This is a genomic window from Streptomyces sp. NPDC014995 (assembly GCF_043080745.1).
Taxonomy (GTDB): domain Bacteria; phylum Actinomycetota; class Actinomycetes; order Streptomycetales; family Streptomycetaceae; genus Streptomyces.
Genome location: NZ_JBIBVX010000013.1, coordinates 178645 through 193120 on the forward strand (window position 1 = coordinate 178645; position 14476 = coordinate 193120).

Sequence of the window (14476 nt, forward strand, 5' to 3'; positions counted from 1 at the left end):
CGCATGCAGGCATGGCAGGTGCACGAGAACGGCGAGCCGAGCGAGGTGATGCGGCTCCAGCAGGTGGAGCCGCCCACGCCCGGTGACGGCCAGATCCTGCTGAAGGTGCGCGCCGCGAACATCAACTTCCCGGACGTGCTGATGTGCCGGGGCCACTACCAGGTCCGGCCGCCGCTGCCGTTCACGCCCGGCGTGGAGATCTGCGGCGAGACCGAGGACGGCCGCCGAGTGATCGCCAACCCGGCGCTGCCGTACGGCGGTTTCGCCGAGTACGCCGTCGCGGACGCCGCCGCTGTGCTGCCCGCGCCCGACTCGCTGGACGACGCCGAGGCCGCCGCGCTGCACATCGGCTACCAGACCGGCTGGTTCGGCCTGCACCGCCGGGCGGCGCTGGAAGCCGGCGAGACGCTGCTCGTCCACGCTGCCGCCGGAGGGGTCGGCAGCGCGGCCGTGCAACTCGGCAAGGCGGCCGGCGCCACCGTCATCGGGGTCGTCGGCGGAGCCGACAAGGCGTCCGTCGCCCGGGAACTGGGCTGTGACGTGGTGATCGACCGGCGGAGCGAGGACGTCGTCGCCGCCGTCAAGGAGGCCACCGCGGGCCGGGGCGCCGACGTGATCTACGACCCGGTCGGCGGCGAGGCCTACGCCCAGTCCGCCAAGGTCGTCGCCTTCGAGGGCCGGATCGTGGTCGTCGGCTTCGCGAGCGGGACGATCCCGAGCCCCTCGCTCAACCACGCCCTGGTGAAGAACTACTCGATCCTCGGCCTGCACTGGGGCCTGTACAACACCAAGAACCCCAAGCTGGTCCAGCACTGCCACGAGCAGCTCACCGACCTGGCCGCCCGCGGTGCGATCAAGCCGCTGGTGAGCGAGCGCGTACCGCTGGACGGGGCCGCCGCCGCCGTCCAGCGGGTCGCCGACGGTGTCACCACCGGCCGGGTCGCCGTCGTACCGCAGAACGGAGCCGCCGCATGACCGACGCAGCCGAACTCAGGCGCCGGACACAGGAGTTGCTGTCCGCCCACCCGCCCGCCGGTACCGACCGCCTCGACTTCCTCAAGGCCCGCTTCGACGCCGGCCTCGCCTGGGTGCACTACCCCGAGGGTCTCGGCGGACTCGGTGCCCCGCGCTCCCTCCAGGCCGTCGTGGACGCCGAACTGGAGGCCGCGGGCGCCCCCGACAACGACCCGCGGCGCATCGGCATCGGCCTGGGCATGGCCGCGCCGACCATCCTCCAGTACGGCACCCAGGAGCAGAAGCGGCGCTTCCTGCGGCCCCTGTGGACCGGCGAGGAGGTCTGGTGCCAGCTGTTCAGCGAGCCCGGCGCCGGATCCGACCTGGCCGCGCTCGGCACGCGGGCGGTGCGGGAGGGCGAGGGGGACTGGGTGGTCAACGGGCAGAAGGTGTGGACGTCCAGCGCCCACGTCGCCCGCTGGGCCATCCTCATCGCCCGCACCGACCCGGACGTGCCCAAGCACCGGGGCATCACGTACTTCGTGTGCGACATGACCGACCCGGGCGTCGAGGTCCGGCCGCTGCGGCAGATCACCGGTGAGGCCGAGTTCAACGAGGTCTTCCTCACCGACGTCCGCATCCCCGACACCCACCGCCTCGGCGACGTCGGCGACGGCTGGCGGGTCGCGCAGACCACGCTGAACAACGAGCGCGTCGCCATCGGCGGCATGCGGCTGCCCCGCGAGGGAGGCATGATCGGCCCGGTCTCCAGGACCTGGCGCGAGCGGCCCGAGCTGCGCACCCACGACCTGCACCAGCGGCTGCTGAAGCTGTGGGTGGAGGCGGAGGTCGCCCGTCTCACCGGCGAGCGGCTCCGTCAGCAGCTCGCCGCCGGCCAGCCCGGCCCCGAGGGCGCCGGCATGAAGCTCGCCTTCGCCCGCCTCAACCAGGAGATCAGCGGCCTGGAGGTGGAACTCCTCGGCGAGGAGGGCCTGCTGTACGACGACTGGACCATGCGCCGTCCCGAACTCGTCGACTTCACCGGACGCGAGGCCGGCTACCGCTACCTGCGGTCCAAGGGCAACAGCATCGAGGGCGGGACCAGCGAGGTCCTGCTGAACATCGTCGCCGAGCGCGTCCTGGGCCTGCCCGCCGAGCCGCGCACCGACAAGGACGTCGCGTGGAAGGACCTCGCCCGATGACAACCCAGCCGACACAGCCCGACCTGCTGTACTCGGAGGAGGAAGAGGCTCTCCGCGCCGCCGTCCGGGACCTGCTCACCGACCACTGCGATGCGGCGGGCGTGATCGCCCGGACGGAGTCGGACGCCCCGCACGACGTGTCGCTGTGGAAGGCGCTCACCGAGGGCATGGGCCTCGCGGGCCTGCTCGTGCCCGAGGAGATGGACGGCCAGGGCGCCACGCACCGCGAAGCCGCCGTCGTCCTGGAGGAACTGGGGCGGGCGGTCGCGCCCGTGCCGTTCCTGACGAGCGCCGTGGTGGCCACCGAGGCGCTGCTGGCCTGCGCCGACGAGGAGTTGCCGGGCCGGCTGGCGTCCGGACGCACCATCGGCGCGCTGGCGGTCGGCCTGCACACCGCTCCCGACGGCGCCTTCAAGGCCGTACGCCTCCAGGACGGCACCCTGCACGGTGAGCTGACCGGGATCGCGGACGCGGCCGTGGCGGACGTGCTGCTCGTGCCCGCCGACGACGGCGGGCTGTACGCGGTCGACGCCTCCACCGTGACCGTCACCCCGCAGGTGTCCCTCGACCTGACCCGCCCGCTCGCGACGGTCACCCTCGACGGGGCCCCGGGACGGCGGCTCGGCGAGGCAGAACCCGCCGTACGGCGCGCCCTGCGCGCCGGGGCCGGACTGCTCGCCTCCGAGCAACTGGGCGTGGCCGACTGGTCGTTGACCGAGACCGTCCGCTACCTCAAGGAGCGCAAGCAGTTCAACCGGCCCGTCGGCGGCTTCCAGGCGCTCAAGCACCGGCTCGCCCAGCTGTGGCTGGAGGTCGCCGGACTCCGCGCCGCCGCCCGCAACGCGGCCGACGCGCTCGCCGACGCAGAGTCCGCCCAGGAGGCGGCCGTGGCGGTCGCCGTCGCCCAGGCCTGCGCGGCGCCCGTCGCCGTCCGCGCCGCCGAGGAGGCGCTGCAACTGCACGGCGGCATCGGCATGACGTGGGAGCACCCTGTCCACCTCCACCTGAAGCGGGCCAAGGCCGACTCGATCGCCTACGGCACCGCGGGCGCCCACCGGGACGCGCTGGCCGAACTGGTCGACCTCCGGGCGCCCTGACGTACGGCGGCGGAAGGACAGGGAAAGCCCGCCCCACCTGGGGCGGGCTTTCCCGTGCGCCCGGTGAACAGGCGGCGGCGGTCCGGCCAACTCCTGCCCCGCACACGCCCGTCGGGGCTGCCGGAGCGTGATACTCCCTGAGGTCCCGTACGGCATCCCAGGGAGGCAGGCATGGCCCTCACCACCCGTCGCAGAGCCCTCACCACCCTCGGCGCCGCCCTCACCGGCGCGGTCGCCGCGCCCGCCGGAAACGCGCTGGCGGTCGAACGCAAGCCCCACGTCCGCCCGTTGTGGCGCGCCCACGCCCACAACGACTACGAGCACCCCCGCCCCCTCCTGGACGCCCTCGACCACCGCTTCGGCAGCGTCGAGGCCGACATCTTCCTCGTCGACGGGCAGCTCCTCGTCGCCCACGACCCCGTGGACCTCGACCCGGCCCGCACCCTGGAGTCCCTCTACCTCGCCCCGCTCGCCGCCCGCGTCAAGGCCAACCACGGGTCGGTCCACCGGGGTGAGCGCACGCCGTTGCAGCTCCTCATCGACATCAAGACCGAGGGCGCGGCCACGTACCTCGAACTCGACCGTCAACTGCGGCGCCACCGGCACCTGTTCACCTCGTACGCCCACGGCCGGGTGCGCCGGGGCCCGGTCACCGCCGTCATCTCCGGTGACCGCGCCGCCCGTGTGCCCATGGAGGCGCAGACCGTGCGCCGGGCCTTCTACGACGGGCGCCTGGCGGACCTCGGCAGTTCGCAGGCCTCCTTCGCCGCGCTGATCAGCGACAACTGGACGCTGCACTTCACCTGGCGGGGCGTCGGCGCCTTCCCCGACGCCGAGCGGCGGAAGCTGCGCGGGATCGTCGGCGCGGCACACGCGCGCGGGCAGAAGGTGCGGTTCTGGGCCACCCCCGACGTGCCGGGCCCCGCCCGGGACGCCCTGTGGAGCGAACTCCTCGCCGCCGACGTCGACTACCTCAACACCGACGACCTGGCCGGCCTGGAGGCGTTCCTCGACGCACACCGGTCGGCCTAGAGCACCCTGGGGCGGTGTCCTTCGGACCGTCCCGAGGCCGCGGGGCCGAAGGGCACGGCCTGGACACCACTCGTTCGGGGGACAGGTCAGCCGCACGGACGAACCCTCCACTACGCCACACTTGCGGCCGAATGCCGCGAAAGCGGACGTGGCGGAGGAGGTTGACGTGGCCGTTTCCATTTCCGTGGTGCTGTTGCTGCTGATCCTGGCGGTGATCTTCCTGCGCAGCGGCGGACTGAAGATCTCGCACGCGCTGGTCTGCCTGCTGCTCGGCTTCCTCCTGGCCGGCACGAGCATGGCCCCCACCATCCAGAGCGGCCTCACGGCGACGGCCGACGTCCTCGGCAGCCTGCGGCCGTGAGGCCGGCCGGGATCACTGCGTGAAGACGCCGATGCCGTTCGGCACGGGGCGCTCCGCACCACCGGAGGGGTGGTTGCGCACCGTGACCTTGCTCGCGCCCGGCGCCCGGGCGACCAGCGTCGTCGAGCCGCCACCGTCCAGGCTGAAGCCCTCGGTGGCACCGAGGCTCTTCAGCGCCTTGGCGACCTCGGCGATCGTCAGGCCCTTGCGGTAGGCGGCAGCGCCGTCCACCGCGAACAGCAGGACGCGCTGTCCGCCGTCGGCGAGGCCCACGGCCGTGCGTACGGCCGAGGTCCGTGCGTCCAGCCCCGTCAGGGACTGCCCGCCGGAGAGCACCGGATAGCCGCCCAGGGCGAAGCGGTACGCGCGCTGCGACGCGGCCGTCAGGCCGTAGCGCACCGCCACCCGCTGGCCCTTGACGAGCTTGCGCAGGCGCTGAGCGCCCGCCTCCCGCCCGACGAGCACGGTCGTGTCCGCCGCGATGGTGCCGCTGCCCGGGGTGACCGAGGTCGACACCACCACGCCCTTCCTCACGGTCACCTCGTAGGTGCTCGCGCTGCACTCCGCGGCCCGTTCGGTGTCCGTGCCGCAGGTGGCCCGGAGCCGGGAGACGCTGCCCCAGTCGGACGTGTACGCGCCGATGGAGTCCTCCGCCAGCGCGTACTGGTTGAGACCGCCCAGCGGCATGCGTCGCCCGGGCGTGCTGACCGACCCGCTGACGGTCAGGCTGTCCAGCCGGGCCCGCCCGTCGGTGCCGACACCCACGACGTTCTTCGTGGTGGTGCCCGACGGCAGCTCGGGCCCGAACCGCTGGCCGTCCGGGACGGCGCCCTTGAGCACCTTCCCGGCGGCGATCGCCGGGCCCACACTCGCGCCGGTCGCGGTGACGCCCGGGTGCTGGACCTCGGTGATGTTGAAGAAGTCGCCGTTGACACCGGCGACGGCCTTCTGCGCCGTGGCCAGTTGGGAGACGGTCGCGCGGGCCGCGACCTTCCCCGGGTACAGCAGGCCGAGGCGGACGTGGGTGTTCGTCAGGTCGACGCTCAGCACGTGCACGTGCGTGGTGCCGGCCGAGGCCGACAGGTCGTACTGACGGTAGGTCACGCCCGCCGCGATGGTGGTCCAGGTCGCGGCGCCGGCCGGTGCCGCCCCCGCCAGCAGGCCGCCGGTCAGTGTGCCGAGGGCCGTCAGAAGTGTCAGCGACGTTCTGCGCGTGCCGGACCGTTTTTGACGTCGTGTCACAGACCCCCCTGGGTAGTTCGGGCCGCAACTCTCTCATGACCAGCGGGGACGTACGCCGGGGGGTCGGTGTCAACACCACGAGAACGGGTGAGAGACGAGTGGGAAAGACCACGTTTTCGGCGGCCTTGCTCACCCGTTCGGCCGCACGGCCGGGCCTGTGCCCCGCGTCGGACCGCGCGTCAGGGGGTTCGTCAGTTGCCGACGGGCGCCGCGTAACAGCGCAGGGCCACCACCTGGTCCGGGCCCCAGCGCTGGTCGACGACACCGAGGAGTTCCCAGCCGAGCCGCTCGTAGAAGGCGGCCGCCGGGTGGGAGTCGACCACGTCCAGGACCGGATGCAGACCGCGGGACCGCGCCTCACCGACGGCCCGCTCCATCAGGGCCGCTCCGACGCCCCGTCCGCGCACCGAGGGCGCGACGAACAACCGGTTGACGGAGGCGGCCGCGGCACCGGCCCGGCGCGCGCCCCACAACGCGGGCGCCGGATCGCCGTCCTCGCCCCGGCACAGCACCGCGTGCCCGGCGATCCGCCCGTCCAACTCGGCCACCCATGCCGTGAGCATCGCGGACGGAGTCAGCCAGGTGCCGGGATCGGACGGCCGGTTGACGGGATAGCCGCTGTGTTCGTGCACCTGGGCGAGCAGGGCGACGCAGGCGTCCATGTCGGCCGGGACCCGAGGACGGACGGAGCAGGGCGGCGACGTGGTGGGTTCGGATGTCATCGCCGCATGCAAGCACGGCCGGTGGCCGGCCGTCCACGCACTCGCGTGCGTACGGCCTGAGTTGGGCCGGCGGGGGTCGGTCGGGAGGTCCGGGCGCCAGGCGGCGGGGGAGCCGGCTCCCCGTACGGCCTGCGTGACCCCCGCCCTTCGGAAGGCAGTTCGCCGGAAAGGGGTTCCTCGGAGGGCGGTTCCTCGGAAGGCGGTTCTTCGGAGGGCGGTCGAGGCTTCGAGCGCGCCGTGCGCTGTCGGGCCGACGCCCGTGCGCTCAGGGACACGCCCCGCGCCCGGGCCGGTCCTAGCGTCGGTGCCCTGCGGCCGGTCGGACGGCCGTACGCACTACGAGAGGCGCGGGCATGAACGAGCGGGTGGATGTGGTCGTCGTCGGCCTCGGACCGGGTGGCGAGCACGTCGCGGGCACGCTGGCCGAGGCGGGGCTCGACGTGGTCGGTGTCGAGGCGGAACTCGTCGGCGGGGAGTGCCCGTACTGGGGCTGTGTGCCCAGCAAGATGATGATCCGGGCCGCGAACCTGCTGGCCGAGGCGCGGCGCGCCCCCGCGCTCGCCGGGGAGACGGCGGTGATCCCCGACTGGACGAAGGTCGCCGACCGCATCCGCCACGAGGCCACCGACGACTGGAACGACCAGGTGGCCGCGGATCGGCTGGCGGCCAAGGGCGGCCGGCTGGTCCGGGGCGTCGGGCGTCTCGCCGGTCCGCGCCGGGTGAGCGTCGGCGACCGTACCTTCGAGGCCCGCCGCGGTGTCGTGCTCGCCACGGGCGGCCGGCCCCGGATCCCGCCGGTGGAGGGGCTGGCCGGTACGCCGTACTGGACCAACCGGGACGCGATGGCGGCGAAGGAGCTGCCGGCGTCGCTGATCGTCCTGGGCGGGGGCGCCATAGGGGTGGAGGTCGCGCAGGTGCTCGCCCGGTTCACCTGCCGGGTCACCGTGGTCGAGGGGCAGGCGCGGCTGCTGTCCCAGGAGGAGCCGGAGGCGGGGGAGCTGGCGGCCCGGGCGCTGCGGGCCGACGGGGTGCGGGTCCTGACCGGCGTCCGGGCGCGCCAGGTGGCCTACGACGGCGCCGAGTTCAGCGTGCGGGTCGACGGCGAGGCGCTGCGGGCCGAGCGGCTGCTCGTGGCGACCGGGCGGTACGCCGACCTCTCGGCGCTCGGCGTGGAGACGGTGGGGCTGGACCCCGCGGCCCGGGCCGTGCCGACCGACGGCCGGATGCGGGCGACGGACGGGGCGGGACCGGTGGACGGGCTGTGGGCGGTCGGCGACATCACGGGGCGCGGGGCCTTCACCCACGTGTCGATGTACCAGGCGCAGATCGCCGTCCGCGACATCCTGGGCCGGCCGGGCCCGGAGGCCGACTACCGGGCACTGCCCCGCGTGACCTTCACGGACCCCGAGATCGCGGCCGTGGGCCCGACCGAACGGCAGGCCCGCGCACGGGGGCTGCGCGTCCGGACGTCCCTGGTGCCCCTCTCCTCCTCCACCCGGGGCTGGATCCACGGTCCCGGCGGGGAGGGTTTCCTCAAACTGGTCGAGGACGCCGACCGGGGCGTCCTGATCGGCGCGACCTCGGCGGGCCCGGCCGGTGGTGAGCTGCTGTACGGCCTGAACGTCGCCGTGCACGCGGAGGTGCCGGTGGCCCGGCTCCAGCACATGATCCACACCTACCCGACGTTCCACCGCGCGATGGAACCGGCGCTCGCCGCCCTGCGCTGACGTGCTCTAGTGGACGGGGTGCTTGCTCAGGATGGAGACCCGGTTGAAGGCGTTGATGGTGACCGCCACCCAGATCACCGCCGAGATCTGGTCCTCGGTGAGGACCTCGCGGGCCCCGGCGTAGGCGGCTTCCTGCGCGGCGGCGTCGGACGGGACGGTGGTCGCCTCCGCCAGCGCCAGGGAGGCGCGCTCCAGGGGGGTGAAGAGGTCGGTGTCCCGCCAGGCCGCGAGCACCCCCAGCCGTCGCGTGGTCTCGCCTCCGCGCAGGGCGGCCTTGGTGTGCACGTCGAGGCAGTAGGCGCAGCCGTTGAGCTGCGAGACGCGCAGGTTGACCAGTTCCACGACGGTGCGCTCCAGGCCCGCGTCGGCGGCGGTCGCGCGCACGGCCTCGGACGTCTGCACCAGCGCGTGGTAGGCCTTGGGGCTCTGCTTGTCGATGAAGATCCGTCGAGTCATAGTTGAATATCAAACATTCCTGGGAAGGGTGAGCGGCCGGGATGGAACCGACGAGAGGTGGTCCGCAGTGAGCAAGGTCGAGGTACTCTCCCCGCGGGCCGTGCCGCTGGGCGGCCCACGGGCCATGACCGTACGGCGGACGCTGCCGCAGCGTACCCGCTCCCTGATCGGCGCCTGGTGCTTCGCCGACCACTACGGCCCCGACGACGTCGCCGAGTCCGGCGGCATGGACGTCGCGCCGCACCCGCACACCGGCCTCCAGACGGTGAGCTGGCTCTTCAGCGGCGAGATCGAACACCGCGACAGCCTCGGCAGCCATGCCCTCGTCCGCCCGGGCGAGCTCAACCTCATGACCGGCGGTCACGGCATCAGCCACTCCGAGGTCTCCACCCCGGACACCGGCGTCCTGCACGGCGTCCAGCTCTGGGTGGCGCTGCCCGACGAACACCGCGCCACCGCACGGGACTTCCAGCACCACGCACCGCGGCCGGTCCGCCTCGACGGCGTCGGGATCAGGGTCTTCCTGGGCACCCTGGCCGGATCCACCTCCCCCGTGCGGACGTTCACCCCGCTCCTGGGCGCGGAGATCGTCCTCGAACCCGGCGCGGGGACCGCGCTGCCCGTCGACCCGGCGTTCGAACACGGCCTGCTCGTCGACACCGGAGAGATCCACTTCGCCGGGACCTCCCTGCACCCTGCGGAACTGGGCTTCCTGCCGGCCGGCGCCGCCCACCTGACCCTGGCCAACGAGTCCGACGCCCCGGCCCGCGCCGTCCTGCTCGGCGGTACTCCCTTCGAGGAGGAGATCGTCATGTGGTGGAACTTCATCGGCCGGAGCCACGAGGACATCGTGCGGGCGCGGGAGGACTGGATGGCGGGCCTCGGCGGCCCCCGCTTCGGTGAGGTCCGGGGCTACGACGGGGCGCCGCTGCCCGCCCCGGAGCTGCCGTCGACCCCGCTCAGACCGCGGGGCCGGGCGCGCTGACCGGGGGGTGACGCGCGGGCGCCACCCGGGTGGAAGGCCGATGAGCCGTTCGGGTGACCAGCGGGTGAGGTCAATCGACGTACGATTCGAGCGTGCCGCGACGCCGGATGTCGAGCGTCGCGCAGTGGAACGAGCCGCCGAACGGCGCGTAGTGCAGCAGGTCGCACGGGATCGGCTCGAACCCCCAACGCTCGAGCGCCCGCAGCATGCCGGTGTGGTGCCGCTCCGCGATCACCCGTTTCTCGTCGATCATCAGAACGTTCATGCTGAGCCACTTGCCGCACATCGAGGTGATCCTGAGCAGGCGTTCGTCGATGGGGTCCGGCTCGGGGGCGATCAGGACGTCCCACGAGCGCACGGCGTCGGGCAGGCGGTCGACGTCGACGTATTCGGGATTGACCAGCACCTTGCCGGGCCCCAGCGGGACGAACGTCGTGTCGATGTGCATCGGCATGCGGCAGCGGCTCTCGATCTCGTGGACGCGGTAGCCGGATCCGAGGTGACGGCGCAGCCATTCGATGCCCATGTGGTTGGTGACGTTGCTCCGCGTGACGAACAGATCGCGTCCCGCGCGTACGAAATCAGCCGCGTCGAACACCGGCTCGAACTCGGTGAGGATGTGGCGCACCGGCTCGCCGGCCTCGGGGATGCGGAAGTCCGTCTCGAACAGCTCGTCGGTGAGCTGCGGCTTCGGAGCCGCCGTCCAGCGCGCGCCGCGCCGGAAGTAGTCCTTGAGGATCGTGCGGTAGGAGTGGGTCTCGAAGTATCGGCACGGCCACGCCATCGGGGTTTCGATGATCTCGTCCCCGATCACGAGCATGCTGTCGCGCGGACAGGTGTTGCAGAAACCGCGCGAGGACCAGTCGGGGGTGCCGAAGCGCCGCCTGTGGTCGACCGGGTCCGGGCGCCTGACCGTGATGTCGAGGGACTCCAGGAGAGCGATGAACTGGTCCAGCTCCTGCCGCGCTCGCTCGATCAGCACGCGCGGATACCTGAAGCCGGCGGCAAGGCCCTGCAACCGTGCCGCCCAGGGTGGCATGTTGCAGGCCACGACCGGATGCTTGGAGGGGATCGTCGCGTCGTCGAGACGCCCGACGATGATCTCCTCCAGCGGATCCCACTCATTGTGCGAATTGACCGGCGAGCCGCCGGGCATGAGCATGATGATCTCCTTGTGCACGCCATCCGGGACGTCCGAGCACCGCGCCCGGCTCTGTGGACACTTCCCCCCAGAATCGCCCGGCCACGACGAATCCACCATCCCGTGTGCGCGGGGGAAGGCGGCCCGCCCCGCACGCAGTCACTCCTCGGCCGCGCCCAGCACGAGCACCTGGATGGCGAGTACGGCGGCGCCGCGGGCCCGGTCGTGGAAGTCGGAGACCTTGGTCTCCAGGCCGACCGGTGCGGCCAGGGGATGGCGGTGGGCGCGCGGGGTCTCCTCGACGGTGCCGCCCGCCACGTCCATCAGCCCGACGCCCTCCCCGGCGAGAGGATCTTCTGCGGCATCGCGAAGTCGGCGACCTGGGCGACCAGCGTGCCCAGGGCGCGCGCCGTCTCGGCGGCGACCCGTGCGGGCAAGGGGTCGCCGTCGGCGGCGAGGGCGAGCGGTGTCGGGGACCCCGGCTGACGGAAGCGGGGGAGTGGGTACGGCGGCGGATCGGCCCTTCGGGCCCGCGGCCGACCGCGGGTGGGAGTCAGCAGCAGTCCGCGGCGCAACCACCGGTGCCCGCTTCGGCGTCGGCGGGTGCGGGGGCGGCGGACGGAGCGCAGCATCCCTTGCCCCGCCACGCGTCGTGTCCCTCCTTGACCGCCACCACGGCGATCACCAGAGCGGCGATCGGGTCGGCCCAGGACCAGCCGAACAGCAGGTTGGCGAGCAGGCCGGCCAGGAGGATCGCGGAGAGGTAGGTGCACAGCAGGGTCTGCTTGGAGTCGGCGACGGCGGAGGCCGAGCCGAGTTCGCGGCCGGCCTTGCGCTGGGCGGCGGACAGGAAGGGCATCACCGCCAACGAGAGGGCGGCGAGCGCGATGCCGGGCACGGATCGGTCGGCTTCGCCGCTGCCCGTCAGCGCGCGTACGGAGTCGACCGTGACATAGAGCGCGAGGGCGAAGAAGGAAGCGGCGATGATCCGCAGCGCCGTTCTCTCCCGGGCTTCGCGGGCCGCGTGGTCGCGAGCGGAGAACTGCCAGGCGACCGCCGCGGCCGAGGAGACCTCGATCACGGAGTCGAGTCCGAAGCCGACCAGCGCGGTGGAGGAGGCGATGGTGCCCGCGGTGAGGGCGACGATCGCCTCGACGACGTTGTAGGTGATCGTCACGGCGACCAGCAGGCGTATGCGCCGGGTCATCGCGGCACGGCGGGCCGGACCGGGGGCGAGGGAGGTCGCGGCCATTCAGCAGCACCCGTCCTTCGCGGCGTCGGGGCAGGTGCGGTCCGCGTCCACGGCGACCACGGCGGTGCGCAGGTCGTCCAGTGCGTGTCCAAGGCGTTCGTCGGCGAGCTCGTAGCGGGTGCGCCGGCCGTCGGGAACGGTGACGACCAGCCCGCAGTCGCGCAGGCAGGCGAGGTGGTTGGACAGCCGGGTCCGGGAGATCTCCAGGGCGTCGGCAAGGGCGGCGGGGTAGGCCGGGGCCTCGCGGAGGGAGAGGAGGATGCGGCAGCGGATCGGGTCGGCGAGCGCGCGGCCGAACCGCGCCAGCACCTCGATGTCGGCAGCGAGAGTCAGCACCCCACGACAGTACATCGAATCCTGAATTCAGGAAATCGTGGACTCTTGGTCCGGCTGGGCGGCAGCGAGGTGTGCGGGTGCCGGGGAGGCAGACCGGAGCCGACCCGCTCCCGGGGCGGGGAGCGTGCGCGTCCCCTCGGGCGGCAGGGCGGACGATGTCCGGTCCGGCGTCCGAGGGGACTGCGGTGTCGCGGTGGTGTCGGCCGGTCAGGTGCCGTCGATCAGCGCCTCGGCCAGCTCCGGCGAGAACGAGCCGGCCGCCGGGGAGTTCGCCGGGCACTGCGCCGAGTCGCCGTCCGAGTCACCGGGGTTCTTGATCCACAGCTGGTACTCCGCCCCGCCGGCGCTGCCCGCGCGGGAGGTCACGCCGAGCTTGCGCCCGGGCGGATTGCAGAACCCCACGTGGCCGCTGTCGGGCGACCCCGGGACGACATGGCCGCCGTTGCCGTTGCGGGAGGTGTCGACCACCCAACGGGTGGTCAGGCCGAAGTCGGCCTCGAGCCGGGCGGCGAGCCGCTGGGCGTAGTCGTCGGATACGGCGGTGTCGTCGAAGTTGGACACGTTCACCGAGACCCCGCGGGCCATGGCGACACCGGAACGGTCGAGCAGGTACGCCATCCTCTCGAGCCCTATGCCCTGCGTGCCGTCGAGATCCGGGCCCAGCGTCCAGGTGGCGTTGCCGGCGTCCAGGTACGTCCGCACCGACGTGCCCTGCTGCCGCAGCCGACCGGTGGCGTGCCGGAGCATGTCGAAGCGCTGCTCGGCGCCACCGTTCATACAGGCGTCGTCCGAGGACTGGGCCACCGCGTCCGGCTCGAGGACGACGATCGCCGGGCGGCCCGCGATGCCCTGGGCGAACTCGTCGATCCACGCCTTGTACAGGTCCGGGGAACCGGCACCGCCGGAGGAGGCCCCGCCGCAGTCCCGGCCGGGGATGTTGTAGGCCACCAGGACCGGCAGCCGGCCCTCGGCCGCGGCGGCGCCGACGTAGTCGGACACCTCGGTCCGGATCCCGGTGGCGGGGTCGCCGTCGGCGTCCCAGTCCCCGTACCACTTCACGGTGTTGTGGTCCGCGATGGAGGCCTTGATCTTCGCGGCGCGGGGGTCGTCGGAGTGGTTCCCGGCCCAGGCCGCCGCGTTGTTGCGGGGGTCGGTGTAGAAGCCCTCGCGGGCGGTGGAGGTGGTCAGGGACACGTTGTCGAGGACGACGTCCGTCGTCACCGGCTGTCCGCCGAACTGGAAGGTGAGCGCGCCCGTCGTGGTGTCGATCCCGGAGGTGAACGTCCAGGAGAAGTGCCGGGAGACGGTCGTCAGGTCGACGGTCCGGTCCAGCGCCGGGGTGTAGGGCGCGGCACCGAGCTGCGCGGTCGCGCGCAGCGTCGCCGCCGCGGAGGCCCTGGCGTCGAAGGACAGCGTGTACCTGACGCCGGGACGCAGCCGGATGCCGCTCTGTCCGACCATGGCGTCCCACGGGTTCGCGGTCCCGGCGTCGACGGTGGCGGCCAGCGCTCCGTCGGCGGCCGTCATGGTGGCGCCCGCGGACCACCAGCCGGCGGTGCCGGCGACGAACGCGCCGTTGTCCGCGAGCTCGCCGTAGACCGGCTGCGCGTCGGCCGCGTCGGCCGGCAGGGTGGCGGACGTCAGAAGGGCGGCGACCAGCACGGGGGCGCCGACCGCCCGGAACAGTCCGGGTGTCGTGATCATGGGAAACGGTCCTTCGTCGGTCGTGAGGGGCCGGCCGAGAACGGCACACGGGCACACCCCGAGCGAAGGTCCCCCCTTTACGCAGGCCATGATCCCCTGACCGTCCCTCAGGGCACCGCGGAAGAGGGGAGCTGTGACGTGTGCCATACCTCCGGCCGGCCGCAGACATGGGAGCGCGTCCCGGTCGCCGGTGTCGGTGGGCCGTTCGGGGGGCAGTGCTGTGAGCCGGGGGAAAAGACGGGCACCCGTGGGGTGACCCGGTGCC

Annotated in this window: 14 protein-coding genes and 1 pseudogene; 7 read left to right on the forward strand and 8 right to left on the reverse strand. The window is 73.1% G+C overall.

Annotation, left to right across the window (positions count from 1 at the left end; all coding sequences use genetic code 11):
• Positions 1 to 3: 3 nt before the first annotated feature.
• The 5 genes from ACF1A1_RS25955 to ACF1A1_RS25975 all read left to right on the forward strand — a co-directional run bounded on the left by ACF1A1_RS25955 (position 4) and on the right by ACF1A1_RS25975 (position 4646).
• Positions 4 to 975 (forward strand): NADPH:quinone oxidoreductase family protein, encoded by a 972-nt coding sequence (locus ACF1A1_RS25955; RefSeq protein ID WP_392003155.1) that lies wholly within the window; start codon positions 4 to 6, stop codon positions 973 to 975.
• Positions 972 to 2156, forward strand: coding sequence for an acyl-CoA dehydrogenase family protein (locus ACF1A1_RS25960; protein WP_392003157.1), 1185 nt, complete (start codon positions 972 to 974; stop codon positions 2154 to 2156). Before ACF1A1_RS25955 ends, ACF1A1_RS25960 begins: the two co-directional genes overlap by 4 nt.
• Positions 2153 to 3253 carry an acyl-CoA dehydrogenase family protein gene (locus tag ACF1A1_RS25965; RefSeq protein ID WP_392003158.1) on the forward strand — a complete coding sequence of 367 codons (1101 nt, stop codon included), beginning with the start codon at positions 2153 to 2155 and terminating at the stop codon, positions 3251 to 3253. Before ACF1A1_RS25960 ends, ACF1A1_RS25965 begins: the two co-directional genes overlap by 4 nt.
• A 171-nt stretch (positions 3254 to 3424) precedes the next feature.
• Entirely contained in the window at positions 3425 to 4285 is an 861-nt protein-coding gene (locus ACF1A1_RS25970; protein WP_392003159.1) for a phosphatidylinositol-specific phospholipase C/glycerophosphodiester phosphodiesterase family protein, read from the forward strand.
• Between the two features lie 166 nt (positions 4286 to 4451).
• On the forward strand, positions 4452 to 4646 hold the full coding sequence (locus ACF1A1_RS25975) for a hypothetical protein (protein ID WP_392003160.1): 195 nt from the start codon (positions 4452 to 4454) through the stop codon (positions 4644 to 4646).
• A gap of 12 nt (positions 4647 to 4658) precedes the next feature.
• On the opposite strand, the gene ACF1A1_RS25980 is transcribed toward ACF1A1_RS25975, so the two are convergent.
• Both ACF1A1_RS25980 and ACF1A1_RS25985 read right to left on the reverse strand, forming a co-directional pair.
• Positions 4659 to 5888, reverse strand: coding sequence for a phosphodiester glycosidase family protein (locus ACF1A1_RS25980; protein WP_392003162.1), 1230 nt, complete (start codon positions 5886 to 5888; stop codon positions 4659 to 4661).
• A 191-nt stretch (positions 5889 to 6079) separates the two neighbouring features.
• Positions 6080 to 6610, reverse strand: coding sequence for a GNAT family N-acetyltransferase (locus tag ACF1A1_RS25985; protein ID WP_392003164.1), 531 nt, complete (start codon positions 6608 to 6610; stop codon positions 6080 to 6082).
• Between the two features lie 353 nt (positions 6611 to 6963).
• Here ACF1A1_RS25985 and ACF1A1_RS25990 point away from each other — a divergent pair, with 353 nt between their 5' ends.
• Positions 6964 to 8337, forward strand: a complete 1374-nt coding sequence (locus ACF1A1_RS25990) for a dihydrolipoyl dehydrogenase family protein (RefSeq protein ID WP_392003165.1) — start codon at positions 6964 to 6966, stop codon at positions 8335 to 8337.
• A 6-nt stretch (positions 8338 to 8343) separates the two neighbouring features.
• Here the strand turns inward: ACF1A1_RS25990 and ACF1A1_RS25995 are convergent, their stop codons facing one another.
• Positions 8344 to 8793 (reverse strand): carboxymuconolactone decarboxylase family protein, encoded by a 450-nt coding sequence (locus tag ACF1A1_RS25995; protein WP_392003167.1) that lies wholly within the window; start codon positions 8791 to 8793, stop codon positions 8344 to 8346.
• A gap of 124 nt (positions 8794 to 8917) precedes the next feature.
• Between ACF1A1_RS25995 and ACF1A1_RS26000 the strand changes: the two genes are divergently transcribed.
• Entirely contained in the window at positions 8918 to 9778 is an 861-nt protein-coding gene (locus ACF1A1_RS26000; RefSeq protein ID WP_392003355.1) for a pirin family protein, read from the forward strand.
• Positions 9779 to 9848: 70 nt separating this feature from the next.
• On the opposite strand, the gene ACF1A1_RS26005 is transcribed toward ACF1A1_RS26000, so the two are convergent.
• The 5 genes and pseudogenes from ACF1A1_RS26005 to ACF1A1_RS26025 form a co-directional block, all read right to left on the reverse strand.
• Positions 9849 to 10940, reverse strand: a complete 1092-nt coding sequence (locus ACF1A1_RS26005; RefSeq protein ID WP_392003169.1) for an amidinotransferase — start codon at positions 10938 to 10940, stop codon at positions 9849 to 9851.
• 138 nt (positions 10941 to 11078) lie between these two features.
• Positions 11079 to 11383 (reverse strand): annotated as a pseudogene (locus ACF1A1_RS26010) (MarR family transcriptional regulator); the annotation flags it as partial.
• A gap of 89 nt (positions 11384 to 11472) precedes the next feature.
• Positions 11473 to 12171, reverse strand: a complete 699-nt coding sequence (locus tag ACF1A1_RS26015; RefSeq protein ID WP_392003170.1) for a cation transporter — start codon at positions 12169 to 12171, stop codon at positions 11473 to 11475.
• Positions 12172 to 12507 carry an ArsR/SmtB family transcription factor gene (locus ACF1A1_RS26020; RefSeq protein WP_392003171.1) on the reverse strand — a complete coding sequence of 112 codons (336 nt, stop codon included), beginning with the start codon at positions 12505 to 12507 and terminating at the stop codon, positions 12172 to 12174.
• A 207-nt stretch (positions 12508 to 12714) separates the two neighbouring features.
• Positions 12715 to 14211, reverse strand: coding sequence for a glycoside hydrolase family 6 protein (locus ACF1A1_RS26025; RefSeq protein WP_392003172.1), 1497 nt, complete (start codon positions 14209 to 14211; stop codon positions 12715 to 12717).
• Between the last annotated feature and the right edge of the window lie 265 nt (positions 14212 to 14476).